The organism is Aurantiacibacter aquimixticola, assembly GCF_003605475.1.
GTDB lineage: Bacteria > Pseudomonadota > Alphaproteobacteria > Sphingomonadales > Sphingomonadaceae > Alteraurantiacibacter > Alteraurantiacibacter aquimixticola_B.
This window is the reverse complement of record NZ_RAHX01000001.1, coordinates 1,507,795-1,519,636: the sequence shown is the minus strand read 5'-3', so window position 1 is coordinate 1,519,636 and position 11,842 is coordinate 1,507,795. Positions and strand designations below refer to the sequence as shown.

At 64.1% G+C, this 11,842-nt stretch carries 12 protein-coding genes; 1 reads left to right on the top strand and 11 read right to left on the bottom strand.

Going from position 1 to position 11,842, the window contains the following annotated elements:
• Positions 1 to 37 precede the first annotated feature (37 nt).
• The 9 genes from D6201_RS07565 to D6201_RS07525 form a co-directional block, all read right to left on the bottom strand.
• Positions 38 to 556 (bottom strand): GNAT family N-acetyltransferase, encoded by a 519-nt coding sequence (locus tag D6201_RS07565; RefSeq protein WP_120048238.1) that lies wholly within the window; start codon positions 554 to 556, stop codon positions 38 to 40.
• Positions 557 to 598: 42 nt separating this feature from the next.
• Complete coding sequence (locus D6201_RS07560; RefSeq protein WP_120048237.1) at positions 599 to 1,846, bottom strand: mechanosensitive ion channel; 1,248 nt, start codon at positions 1,844 to 1,846, stop codon at positions 599 to 601.
• Between the two features lie 84 nt (positions 1,847 to 1,930).
• On the bottom strand, positions 1,931 to 2,815 hold the full coding sequence (locus tag D6201_RS07555; protein WP_242447477.1) for an RDD family protein: 885 nt from the start codon (positions 2,813 to 2,815) through the stop codon (positions 1,931 to 1,933).
• The gene (locus D6201_RS07550) at positions 2,812 to 3,861 is read right to left on the bottom strand and encodes a stage II sporulation protein M (protein WP_120048236.1); all 1,050 of its coding nucleotides are present in this window, start codon (positions 3,859 to 3,861) and stop codon (positions 2,812 to 2,814) included. Before D6201_RS07550 ends, D6201_RS07555 begins: the two co-directional genes overlap by 4 nt.
• Positions 3,861 to 5,222, bottom strand: a complete 1,362-nt coding sequence (locus D6201_RS07545) for a DUF58 domain-containing protein (protein WP_120048235.1) — start codon at positions 5,220 to 5,222, stop codon at positions 3,861 to 3,863. The genes D6201_RS07550 and D6201_RS07545 overlap by 1 nt, the downstream gene beginning before the upstream one ends.
• A 6-nt stretch (positions 5,223 to 5,228) precedes the next feature.
• Complete coding sequence (locus D6201_RS07540) at positions 5,229 to 6,191, bottom strand: AAA family ATPase (protein WP_120048234.1); 963 nt, start codon at positions 6,189 to 6,191, stop codon at positions 5,229 to 5,231.
• The gene (locus D6201_RS07535; RefSeq protein WP_120048233.1) at positions 6,188 to 7,450 is read right to left on the bottom strand and encodes a DUF4350 domain-containing protein; all 1,263 of its coding nucleotides are present in this window, start codon (positions 7,448 to 7,450) and stop codon (positions 6,188 to 6,190) included. The genes D6201_RS07540 and D6201_RS07535 overlap by 4 nt, the downstream gene beginning before the upstream one ends.
• Entirely contained in the window at positions 7,447 to 8,040 is a 594-nt protein-coding gene (locus tag D6201_RS07530) for a hypothetical protein (RefSeq protein ID WP_120048232.1), read from the bottom strand. The genes D6201_RS07535 and D6201_RS07530 overlap by 4 nt, the downstream gene beginning before the upstream one ends.
• 125 nt (positions 8,041 to 8,165) lie before the next feature.
• Entirely contained in the window at positions 8,166 to 9,059 is an 894-nt protein-coding gene (locus D6201_RS07525) for a prephenate dehydratase (protein WP_120048231.1), read from the bottom strand.
• Between the two features lie 119 nt (positions 9,060 to 9,178).
• On the opposite strand from D6201_RS07525, the gene D6201_RS07520 reads away from it, so the two are divergent.
• On the top strand, positions 9,179 to 9,850 hold the full coding sequence (locus tag D6201_RS07520) for a c-type cytochrome (RefSeq protein ID WP_120048230.1): 672 nt from the start codon (positions 9,179 to 9,181) through the stop codon (positions 9,848 to 9,850).
• A gap of 59 nt (positions 9,851 to 9,909) precedes the next feature.
• Here the strand turns inward: D6201_RS07520 and D6201_RS07515 are convergent, their stop codons facing one another.
• Both D6201_RS07515 and D6201_RS07510 read right to left on the bottom strand, forming a co-directional pair.
• Positions 9,910 to 10,581: an RlmE family RNA methyltransferase gene (locus D6201_RS07515; protein ID WP_120048229.1), complete on the bottom strand. Its 672-nt coding sequence runs from the start codon at positions 10,579 to 10,581 to the stop codon at positions 9,910 to 9,912.
• Positions 10,578 to 11,756, bottom strand: a complete 1,179-nt coding sequence (locus D6201_RS07510) for a Ppx/GppA phosphatase family protein (protein ID WP_120048228.1) — start codon at positions 11,754 to 11,756, stop codon at positions 10,578 to 10,580. Before D6201_RS07510 ends, D6201_RS07515 begins: the two co-directional genes overlap by 4 nt.
• Positions 11,757 to 11,842 lie beyond the last annotated feature (86 nt).

The following is an 11,842-nucleotide window of genomic DNA, read 5'->3' as shown; positions in this document are numbered from 1 at the left end:
AATGCCGGAAAAGGCCTAAGGTGTGCTTAACCCTGCCTCAGAACCGCAATTCAAAGAGAAACTCGTCGTCGACCTGCTTACCGACCAGAAAATGGATGTCGGCGATCTTCGCAAAGCCGTAGCGCTGGTAGAAGCGTTGCGCGCCGTAATTCTGGCTCCACACCGACAGCTGGACGGCATCGTGCCCTTCGCTTCGCGAATAATCGATCGCCCAGTCGATCAACGCCGCGCCGATGCCTTCGCCGGTCCGCTGCGGGTCGGTGTAAAGCTGGCCGAGCGAGATTGGGCGAGCGGCATCTGAATGCTCGGCATACCAGCTGGGTGCGCGCATTTTTACGAAGCCTGCGAGCGGGCTGCCTTCCCGATCCTGCGCGAGCCTGTGGGTGATCTTGGGATCGGCAATTTCCGTTCTCACCGCCTCGACCGAGTAAACCTCGGTCAGGAAGCTCTTGAGATCCTCTGGCCGATAGAGATGCTGGAATGCCGCGCAGAAGCTTGTGCGGCCGAGTTGGGCGAGCGGCTCGGCATCGGATAAAGAAGCAGGGCGCAGGATCATAACCCTGCGCCCCGTATCGCGTCCGCGCTCAAGCGCCAAGTGTCATGCGCCGGGCGGCAGGTTTTCCGGATCCTCGGACGGTGCGGGATCGCTGGCCGAGGACGTCATCGCCGAACCGCCGGAATAATCTTCCATGCGCCGATCCATTTGCTCCAGCTTGCGGCCCGCCCATTCGCGCCCGCCGAGGCCGAAGGCCAGGGCGGCGGCAACCGCGAAGCCGACGACCAGTGCGGTGAAGGCCGTTTCGGTGATGATATCGCCAACGCCGGTAAAGCTTAGGCCCATGAAGGTGAACAGAACGATTGTCGCCCACTTCACGATCTGGCCCGCCGTGCCCCCGCTCGTGCCGGACAGCACCCGCTCCAGAAGATTGGCGAGGAGAAAGCCGAAGCCGATCACGACCGCGCCGAAAACGACCCGTCCACCGAGCGCCAACACCTCGTTGAGGATGGCGGTCAGTTCCGGAAAGGCCAGCAGGCGAGTTGCGGCGATGGCGAAGAACAGGATGATCGCCACCTGCGCCACGCGTGCAATGATGGAGGATGCCTTCGTCCCGTCGGGCAGCATGCCACTTTCTGCCAGCGACCGGTCGACGCCGAAGCCGCTCAAGAGCTGCTTGAGGATATCGACCACGAAGCGGCTGATGAGATAGCCGAGACCCAGCAGGATCGCCGCGCCGATAATGCGCGGAATGGCATCGAAGATCAGCTGCAGCATTTCGCTGGCGGGTTGCGAAATCGACTCCAGTTCGAGCGCTTCCAGCGCCATGATCGCCACCGGAATGATGATCAGCACATAGACGATCACGCCGATCGTCTTGCTGATCGTGGTATTGCCGGTGACATTGTCGACACCGCCCTTGTTCGCCCAACGATCGAAATCGACTGTCTGCAACGCCGTGATTGTCAGGTCGCGCACGATGCGGGCGACCATGATGCCGATGAAGAAAATCAGCGCCGCGCCAATCAGGTTCGGCACGAATTCCATGATGGAATCAAGCAGCGTGGTGACAGGCTGCATGACGCCGCCAAGATCGAAGACCTGGAGCACTGCCAGCAGGCCGAGAAGCCAGATGAGCAGGGAGACGATCTTGCCCAGCTGAGTGCCCAGGCTTTCGCCGCTCGAAGTCGCGCGCTGGAGGAAGGTCACATTGTCGACAAGCTTTGCGAAAGCCCATTTCGCGGCTTTTGCAAGCAGCCAGGTGACGATGAGTATGATGATCGCCAGCCCGACTTTCTCGGCGACCTGCATCGCCAGGTCGGGATCGAAACGTCTGTTTCCGAAAGACATGTAAGCTCTCCCCGTTAATATTGGCGAAAGCCTTAGCATGGGCGCAAGTGAAATGCGAAACCGCCTGTGCACAAGCCTTTGATCTTACGAATGCTTGTCCCGCTTGCGCTTTCCGAAACGCAGTCCGCTTTCAAGGTGGCCGCGCAGTGCCGCGTAGAAAGCTCCGAGAAATTCGCGATCGTCCCCGTTGCCGAGCTGCCAGCCGATCTTTCGGGTGATGGCGTCGGCCACGTCACGCATCGCGTCGGGCTGATCCTGCCGCAGCACGCGCTCCAGCACCTGCAACTCATGCTCGCCATAGATTGAAAGTTCAGCTTCCCCGAAGCGGTAATCGGTGCTGCGATCGGGGGCGACGGACATGGCATCGCGCAGCTTGGCGGATTTGGCTTCGACCACCCAGGTGCCCGCAACTAGGTCTCCCGCGCGCAGATTGTCGCGGTTGAAGAACGGGAACAGCACGAACACCGCCAGCCAGGCGAACAGGGCAATGCCGAAAATGCCTTCATTCTGGCCGCCGCCGAGCAGGAAGAAGAGCGGTAGGAACACCTCCACATCGCGCATCAGATTGCGGGCAATGACCATTTCCGCGGTCAGCCGACCGCCATCGCGCGCCGCAACCCGCAGGCCGAGCAAGCGCTTGCCCGGCGTCGCCGCGCGTGGGCCAAGCTCGAACCACATGAAGTAACCGTAACGGGCGAGGAAAAGGAGCATGATGATCGCGACGATCACCAATTCCAGCGCCGGATTGGATTCGTCCATGCCGGAGGTGAAGATGCCGATACCGATGGCCGTCAGCGACACCAGGAACACGATGACGCCGATAAAGATGAAAGTCAGGTCCAGCAGCAGCGCGCCCGCGCGGCTGCCGCGACTGCCTACGGTCAGCGGCAGCGCCAACCCTTCCGGCGTCACCAGCATGCGTGCGCGCTTGCCGGCCTCATCCCGCATCGCCTGCGTGATCGCGTTCACAGCGCGCGCTCCTCTGTCCGTCGCACGGCGAGGAAATAGCCGATCCAGATCGCCAGCATCGCCCCGCCGATGGCGTAGCGGCTGCCCATGTCGCCAACCAGTTGCCTGGCGTAGCCTTCCAGCAATCCGGCGATGATCAGCATGATGGTACAGCCCGCCAGCACCTGCGCCGCGCGCACGCCGGCTTCCTGCATGGCGGTGAGGATCGACCGCTCTCCGGGGAAGACCATCTGCCGTCCGATATGCACGCCCGCCGCCCCGCCGAGCAGAATGGCAAGCAATTCGGTGGTACCGTGGACGGAGAGCCACGCGCCGAATTCCCAGCCGAGCCCGGCCTCGGCGAACACCCAGAACATCGCGCCCAGCAGCGCCGTGTTGTAGACCAGCAGGAGCAGCGTCGGGACGCCGAAGGCGAATCCGAGGGCAAAGGCGAGTATCGTCACGCCTGTGTTGTTGGAAAACAGTGCGGCGGCAAAGACGGTCAGTCCTTCTGCGCCATCGGTGGTCGCCAGCGTTTCTTCCAGCACTTCGCGGCTGGCACCGGGGACGCGGCCGCCCGCCATTCCACCGGGCACGAGCGCGTAGAACCACTCCTGATCGCGCGCGACGAGCAGCCAGCCGACCGCTGTCCCGGCCGCCATCACTGCAAAAGCGATGCAGATGTCCAGCCAGATGGCGCGCACCGACGCGCTCCATCCGCCCAGGAAAAAGCGTCGCAGCCAGCCGAACAGGCCCATGCGCGGACCGTAAATCTGAAACCAGGCACGGCGCACCAGCGCCTCGAGATAATCGAGCGTCGCCGCATCGAGCGACGTTTCCCGCGCCACGGCGAGGCTGGATGCGGTCTTGCGATAAAGCACCGGCAGTTCGAGCAGATCGTCGTCGCTGATGCGTTTGGGGCGGTTTTTCTCGAGCGCGGTGACGATCGCTTCCAGCCGCTGCCAGTCCACTTCGCGTTCGAGCCGGAAGCGGTCTGATCGCAGGGATGCCGCTTCGATATCGGCAGGCGGTTCGATCTCGGCGGAGTTGAAGAATGGGAGAGCCATCAGCCGATCGCCTCCGATCGCTTCGTCTCGAGATAAAGGTCGATCAACTGGTATCCGATCCGATCGTGCGGCGCTTCGATGACGTCGACGCCGAGGCGGCGCAGGCGTTGCAGCACGAGCGCGCGCTGGCGAGCGAGGGCATCGGCACCCACGGCAATGGCGATATCGCCCATGCTGTCCGGCTCGCCGGCGGTCATCTCCTCCAGTTCCTCATCCACCATGGTAACGAAAATCACGAGATGGTGGCGCACCAGCCGCTCGACGCTTTCGACCATCAGCTCGGCCGAAGTCGGATCGGCGAAATCGGAGAAGAGCACGATCAGCGAACGCCGTTTCAGCCGGGCAGTCAGCGTGGCGAGAGCTAGCGTGAAATTGGGTTCCCGCGCGACGTAGTCGAGCTCTGCGGCTGCGCTCTGCAAACGGTGAAATGCGCGTGTATCGGACACGAAGGGCGTCATCACCTGTGGGTGATCGGCAAAACCGAACAGGCTGACGCGGTCTCCGCCCTTCAGCGCGACATAGGCGGCCGTAAGCGCGGCGGAGACGGCGCGGTCGATACGCGGCAGGCCGTCGACCGGCTCACACATGCTTTGCCCGCAATCGAAAGCGAAGACGATCTGATTGTCACGCTCGCTCTCGTTTTCACGCGCATAGAGCGCGGTGTGGCGCGCGCTCGCCTTCCAGTCGATGCGGCGACGGTCCATGCCGGGCTCGTACTCGCTCAGCGCTTCGAACTGAGTGCCTTCGCCGCGGATACGCCGGGCGACGAGGCCGAACTGGCTGTCGCGCAAAAAAGTTTGCAATTGCGGGGAGCGCACTGGTGACAGGTCCGGCCAGACGCGCAGCTGCGCGTCCAGGTGGCGATGGATCTGACGAACGGCAAGGCCGAGCGGGCCCCGCCAGCGTAGCCACAGATCGTGCAACTCGCCCGTGCCGCGCCGCACCGGCACCGCTTCTCCGAAGCCGGAGAAGCCGCCTGCTTCGCTAGTGGGTTGCAAGCGAAACTCCATCAAGCCCCTTTCGCCCAGCCGCGGATCGAAGCCAATGGAAGCTTCCGGAAGCGCCGCATCCGCATCGCGCTCGATCGTCGCATCGACCCGCAGCATGGCTGGCTGGCCCACCTCGACATCGCCGGGAATGTGATATTCGAACGTCGCCAGCGAACCTGCAAGCCATCCGTCGATCAACATGACCAGCAGCAGCGCGAAACCGGCGGCCGGGGCCACCACCCAGGCACCAGGTGCTGTCGCCGCCACGACCACCGCGATGGGGGCCAGCAGGCCGAGCAGCACCAGCGTGAGCGGTGTCGGCACGATCGGGATTGGCGGGATCCGGGAGAGGAAGGCGCGGATGCGGTCCATCGTGAGTTAGCGCGGCGCCTCGGTTTCGTCGATCAGTCCGGAAACGAGATCTTCCACCAGCTTGCCTTCGATCTCGGCCGCCGGAGAGAGCATCAGACGATGTCGCAGCGTTGCTGTCGCCAAGGCCTTCACATCGTCGGGGATCACGTAATTGCGGCCCTGCAATGCTGCGCGGGCCCGCGCAGCGTTGGACAACAGCACGGCTGCACGCGGAGATGCACCGCCCGCCAGATCGGCGCTTTCGCGGGTCGCGCGCACGAGCGACACGGCATATTCGATGATTTCAGGCGCCAGCGTAACCTGTTTCACGGCGGCCTGCGCGCCGGCGATGGCGTCGGGCGAGGCAATCTGCGCAATTCCGAAATCGGCGGGCTTCTGCGGCCCGCTGCGCTCGCCGAAACGGGAGACGATCTTCGCCTCTTCCTCGGCACTTGGATAAGGGATCAGCAGTTTGAAGGCGAAACGATCGAGCTGGGCTTCGGGCAGCGGATAGACACCCTGGTTCTCGATCGGGTTCTGGGTTGCCACCACCATGAAGAAATCGCCGAGCGCGTGGCTTTCGCCATCGAGCGTCACCCGACGTTCCTGCATGGCTTCCAGTAGCGCCGCCTGCGTCTTGGGCGGCGTGCGGTTGATTTCGTCCGCCAGCAGCAGTTCGCAGAAGATCGGTCCGCGCGTCAGGGTGAACTGGCTGGTCTGGAAGTTGAACAGATTGGAGCCGAGAATGTCGCCAGGCAGCAGGTCCGGCGTGAACTGGATGCGCCCGAAATCGAGGCCCGTGGCGTGGGCGAAACAATTGGCAAGGAAGGTCTTGGCCGTGCCCGGCGGGCCTTCGAGCAGGACGTGACCCTGCGCGACAAGCGCAATCAGCAGGTGTTCGATCGTGTCGTCCATGCCGACGATGGCCTTGCCCACTTCGCTGCGGATCGCACCCGCAAGCTCGGCGGTCTGTTCAAGGGTCATTGTCATTGATTCAGCGTCCTTTCGAGGGATTTGAGTGCGCGCGCGGCGCGAATGATGTCACCGGGGCTGTCGGCCTTGCGCAGGATGTCGGCCCGCGCGGCGAAGCCGGGTCCGTCATGTCCGCGCCGTTCCAGCGCCGCGTCGATTGCGTTCGCCCGAAGCTCGGGATTGGCCTCCCGAATGCCGAGCGAGTCGGCGATCCGCTTGCCCATCAGCGCGGCATAGGGATCCGCCAGCAGGTGGAAGCGCTTCACCCGAGCGATCAGCGCCGCGCCGTTCTGCGCCAGCTGGCGCTTGCCGCGCGCCATTGCAGGTGCCTCGGCCACGGGCGGGCCGAAACGGCGGAAAGCGCGCCAGCCGATCACCAGCGCCGCAAGCAACAGGCACAATGTCGCAGCCAGAAACGGGGGGCGAAAGGCGAGGGTGAGCAGGTTCTCGCTCGCGCCTAGGCCGGGCAGGGTGAGGTCGAAGATGACGGGCAGGTCGGGCTCGCCGCCCATGGCCGTTTCCACTAGCTGCATGGCTAGCCGAGCGCGTTCCTGCTCTCCCAGACCGTAATTGTTCATCAGGTCGGGTTCGAAGACGACTACAGTGGGATAGGGCGCATAATCGTAATCGCCGCCTTCCCACTGCGGCGGCAGGGTTCCGGCGAGCAGGTCGCCTTCGCTGTCCAGCACCACGGCGCCAAGCGCCCGGTCGGGCTGCTCGGTCAGGGCCTGCACACGCTCGCCATCGGGCACGGAGCCATTGTCACCAAAGGCGTTCCATCCGCCCGTTTCGCCGACGGCCAGTTCTCCGCCATCGAAAAAAGCGAGGTCCGAAAACCAGTCGGGACTGGTCGCATCGGATATGAACACCCAGCCTTCCTCGGCCTCGACATCCATCTGTTCGGGAATGGCGAATGCAGCCCATTTCGGCATGATGACCAGAGTGGGCCCGGTATCGGCATCGCGCCGCTGCTCGATGATCTCGGCAAGCTCTTCGGGATCCGCATAGAGCGGCGGGGTCAGAACGAGCAGCCCGTAACTGTCGTAAGACGACCGTGCGCGGGACAGCTCGACATCGTAACCGCTGCCTTCCAGCATCTGAGCAAGACCTGCATAGCCCGTCAGTCCGTTGGACGCGGCATGCGCGCCGCCATCGCGTTCGTTCTGTCCCGTCCAGCCCTGCGCGAGCGCGTAGAGCATTAGGAGAAACGCGAACACGCCGACACCGAGCAGGCCGAGCACCACGACGGGACGGAAGGGGCTGCGCTGGCGGGTCACGCGGCAAGCGCCTTTTGCTGCAAGGCGAATTCGGCATAGGCCGCACGCGCCGCCGCCCAATCGTCGGAAGACAATTTGGTGAGCGCGAACAGGCTGCGTTCCACCCGCCCCGCGATCACCGAAAAAGCGGTGCGCGCATCGTCGGGAATGCGCGGCTCTGCCGAGAGTTCGCGCGCTGTGCTCGACGGCTCGACGATATCGGGCCTTGCCTCGGCGATCTGGCCGACCGACCGCTTGAGCAATAAGTGCGTCGCCTCGTCATAGCGGCCCTCGGCAGCGAGGCGATCCGCCTCTTCCAGCAGGGCCAACGCCTCGCGCTCATCGGGGACCCAGGCCTCCTCCTCTGCCGCGCGCTTGCGCCGACGGGCACCTGCTTCGGGCGCGAAGGTGCGCCATAGCCCGAAAGCGAGCAGCGCCACGCCAGCGGCGATCAGCACCCACATAAGGACCGGCCACATGGCGACGAAGAGGAGGCCCACGGGTTCGAACACCGTGGCGAGCCATTCCATGAAACGCACCAGCCAATCGGGTGGCGGCGGCTGATCGGGCATATCGACTTCGGCGAACTGGATGGAGTCGTCGGCGCGCATCTCGCGCCAGGCCTGCGCAAAATCGTCCCCTCGCGCCGGTAGCGCATCTGTCCCCTGACCCGTCGTCACAAGGGCTGTGTGACATGGCGGCGCGCACGACGCAACGCCTTGGCATTCACCATCCGTCAGCCCCGCTTGCGCGCCAGGGGATAGCTGCCGAACATGCGGACCTCCTCGCAGTGAAAGGCAAGTTCCTCCAATGCACGGTCGACCGCCGGATCGCCCGGCGCGCCGACGATATCGGCAAAGAACATGCTGGCGGCAAAACTCGCGCCCTTCTGATAGCTTTCCAGCTTGGTCATGTTGACGCCATTGGTCGCAAAACCACCCATCGCCTTGTAAAGCGCGGCAGGAATGTTCTTCACAGCGAAGACGAAGGTGGTCATCGCATCCTGACCGGCCAGCGTTGCAGGATCGAGTGGATCCTTCGCCAGCACGACGAAGCGGGTGGTGTTGTCGGTTGTATCCTCGACATTGCGGTCGACGATTTTCAAGCCGTAGAGATCGGCTGCGATTTCGGGTGCGATCGCTGCAATATCCGGGTCGCCGGCCTGCGCCACATGGGCCGCTGCGCCTGCCGTATCTGCGTGGCTGAGCGGGACGATGCCGCGCTCCCGCAGATAATGCCTGCTCTGGCTGAGGGCATGCGGGTGGCTGTAGGCCGCCTTGAACGGACCGTCGGACAGCGCCATCAGCGCGTGGTGTATCGGCATGAAATATTCGCCGACGATGGACAGGCCGCTTTCGGGCAGCAGGAAATGGATGTCCGCCACGCGCCCGGCCTGCGAATTTTCGATCGGGATCATCGCGCAACCCGCATCGCCATTCTTCACCGCGTCTATGGCGGCGGCGAAGCTGAAACAGGGCAGCGGCAGTGCTTCGGGCGCCCAATTCATCGCCGCGCTGTGGGAATTGGCGCCGGGCGAGCCCTGGAACGCGATGGCGCGCGCGGGTTCGTCTGCTGCGGAACGCCGCATGGTTTCGACCATTTCTCTGGCAGGGGCTGGGAAGCTGTCCATCGCCTGCGTCGCTAGCTTCGCTGCGGCAGGCGAACAAGCCGCTTTACGCCCTTGCGCGCCTAGCCGCTGGACATTAGAGCGCGCTCACACACCGGAATGGCTGAAGAACGACTGCAATCATGAACGACCGTCTCAATACCACTTTTGGCTGGGTTCTCGCCAGCTGCGGCATCGCGCTGGGTAGTTCCATCGTCGCCGGAATGTATTTCCATGGCGGTAACGCGGAGCCGCCTGAGGTTTGTGGCTACTGCATCGATGCGCCTGAAGAAGGCGCGGCCGCCGATAGCGGACCGCCGCTGGCACAGCTTCTGGCGGAAGGCTCCGCAGAGGCAGGTGAGGCCGTGTTTGCCAAATGCACGGCCTGCCATTCGATCGCCCAAGGCGGACCGGCCGGTATCGGCCCCAATCTCCACGGTGTGATGGGATCGCCCATCGCCGGGCAGGATGCGGGTTTCGCCTATTCCAGCGCGCTCGCCGAAAAGGGCGGCAATTGGACTTGGGAAGAAATGAGCGCTTGGCTTCTCAGCCCGCGCGGTTACGCCAATGGCACGAAGATGAGCTTCGCCGGACTCAGCAGCGCGGAAGACCGGGCCAACGTCATGCTGTATATGAACCAGAACGGCAGCAATCTTGCACTCCCCGAATATGTCGAAGCCGAGACCGAAGCTGGCGACGAGGTCGATGCGCCGGGTGAAGGTCCGGGCGCAGTCGACGGTGCCGATCCCTCGGCCATCGAGGCAGCCGGTGCGATGGGCGACGAGCAGCCCGTGGCGGAAAATCCCGGCACCTGATCGCCTTCGTCTGCGCAAAGAAAAAGCCCCGGTCAGCGCCGGGGCTTTTTCTTTGCGCATCAGGCGTCGGAGCGACCCTTGAAGCCCTGCGCCACCACATACCATTCGCTCGATCCCTTGCGGCTGGCGGGGGGCTTGGCGTGTTTGACACTCGTGAAGTGCTTCTTCAGCAGATCGAGCAGATCCTTGTCCGTCCCGCCCGCAAACCCCTTGGCGAGAAATGCGCCGCCCTTGGTCAGATTCTCGACGGCGAACCACGCGGCCGCCTCGACCAGCGCCATGGTCCGCAAGTGGTCCGTCTGCTTGTGACCGACTGTGTTCGCCGCCATGTCCGACAGGACGAGATCGGCCGGGCCGCCCAGCGCCTCCTCCAGCGCGGCGGGCGCGCCCTCGTCCATGAAGTCCATTTGCAGGATCGTAACGCCGTCGATCGGTTCGGTTTCGAGATAGTCGATGCCGACCACCGTCGCCTGTGGCGCGCGTTTGCGGACGACCTGCGCCCAGCCGCCGGGCGCAATGCCGAGATCGACGACGCGCTTCGATCCCTTGACCAGTCCGAACCGATCGTCGAGCTCGATCAGCTTGAAGGCCGCCCTGCTTCGCCAGCCCTCGTCTTTTGCCTTTTTCACATAAGGGTCATTCAGCTGCCGCTCCAACCAGCGCTGCGAGCTGGCTTTGCGCTTCTTGGAGCTCTTGAGCCGTCGCTGGGAGTCCTGTCCGGAACGGCTCATTGTCCTGCGGTTCCCTGCTTGAGGCGGCGCAGCGCAGCCTGCGTTTCCATGCCTTCCGCATCGGTCGACATGAGGCTGCGCAAGATGCCCTCGCGAATGCCGCGATCCGCAACGCCGAGGCGTGGTGCGTCCCATATTTCGAGGATGGCCTCGAGGATTGCACAACCCGCTACGACCAGTTCGGCACGGTCCTGGCCGATACAATCGAGCTGGCTGCGATCGGCGGGCGACATGGCGGCAAGGCGCTGGGAAATTTCGCGCATCGCATCGGTCGGCACGATCAGACCGTCCACCTGTTTGCGATCGTATTGCGGCAGGCCGAGATGCACGGAAGCAAGCGTGGTGACGGTGCCGCTGGTGCCGAGCAGGCGCTGATCCTGTGCCTTGTGCTGCTCGATCCGTTCGGCGAACTCGGCGAAGCTTTCGCGGACCAGCCGCTTCATTTCGGCATAGCGCGCCAGCCGCGCGGCCTCACCGCCGGTTTCTTGGCCGACCGTTTCGGTAAGCGAAACCACGCCCCAGGGCACGCTCTGCCAGTCGAGAATGCGTGGAACGGGCGCGCCCGGCTCGATCAGCACCAGCTCGGTCGATCCGCCGCCGATATCGAAAATGACCGCCGGGCCGCGCCCGTCTTCCAGCAGGATGTGACAGCCGAGCACGGCGAGCCGCGCTTCTTCCTGCGCGCTTATGATGTCGAGCACGATGCCGGTTTCATCCTGCACCCGCTCGATAAAAGCCTCGCCGTTCTCGGCACGGCGGCAGGCTTCGGTGGCCACCGAACGCGCGAGATGTACGCCGCGCTTTCGCAGCTTGTCGGCGCAGACCTTGAGGGCGCCAAGCGCACGGTCCATCGCTGCGTCGGACAGCCGTCCGGTCTGCGCCAGGCCTTCGCCGAGGCGCACCACGCGACTGAAGGCGTCGATCACGACGAAATTCTCGTCGGAGGGGCGCGCGATGAGCAGGCGGCAATTGTTGGTGCCGAGGTCGATGGCCGCATAGGCCTGCCGATAGGATTGGTGCGGCGGCCGACGCCATCCGCCGGGGGATGGGCCTTTCGTCCTGCCATCGCCGGGAGCGCGCTTGCGGCCCTGTTTCGCATCGGGGTGGCGGCTCTTGCGCTTGCCTGCCGACCCACCGGCCCTGTCGCGTCCATCCGGCGGAGAGTGATCCGCCATGACTTTCTTTCCAAAATCTCACCCGCCGAAAGAGCGGGAACCTGATATCAGGCTAGACGAGACATGGCTTTGACACAAGGTGGCCG

Bases quoted from the DNA above. Each gene is read 5' to 3' on its own strand.
- D6201_RS07540 (WP_120048234.1), bottom strand. From the start codon at position 6,191: ATGACAATGACCCTTGAACAGACCGCCGAGCTTGCGGGTGCGATCCGC.
- D6201_RS07550 (WP_120048236.1), bottom strand. From the start codon at position 3,861: ATGGCTCTCCCATTCTTCAACTCCGCCGAGATCGAACCGCCTGCCGAT.
- D6201_RS07515 (WP_120048229.1), bottom strand. From the start codon at position 10,581: ATGAGCCGTTCCGGACAGGACTCCCAGCGACGGCTCAAGAGCTCCAAG.
- D6201_RS07530 (WP_120048232.1), bottom strand. From the start codon at position 8,040: ATGCGCGCCGACGACTCCATCCAGTTCGCCGAAGTCGATATGCCCGAT.
- D6201_RS07525 (WP_120048231.1), bottom strand. From the start codon at position 9,059: ATGGACAGCTTCCCAGCCCCTGCCAGAGAAATGGTCGAAACCATGCGG.
- D6201_RS07510 (WP_120048228.1), bottom strand. From the start codon at position 11,756: ATGGCGGATCACTCTCCGCCGGATGGACGCGACAGGGCCGGTGGGTCG.
- D6201_RS07565 (WP_120048238.1), bottom strand. From the start codon at position 556: ATGATCCTGCGCCCTGCTTCTTTATCCGATGCCGAGCCGCTCGCCCAA.
- D6201_RS07560 (WP_120048237.1), bottom strand. From the start codon at position 1,846: ATGTCTTTCGGAAACAGACGTTTCGATCCCGACCTGGCGATGCAGGTC.
- D6201_RS07545 (WP_120048235.1), bottom strand. From the start codon at position 5,222: ATGGACCGCATCCGCGCCTTCCTCTCCCGGATCCCGCCAATCCCGATC.
- D6201_RS07520 (WP_120048230.1), top strand. From the start codon at position 9,179: ATGAACGACCGTCTCAATACCACTTTTGGCTGGGTTCTCGCCAGCTGC.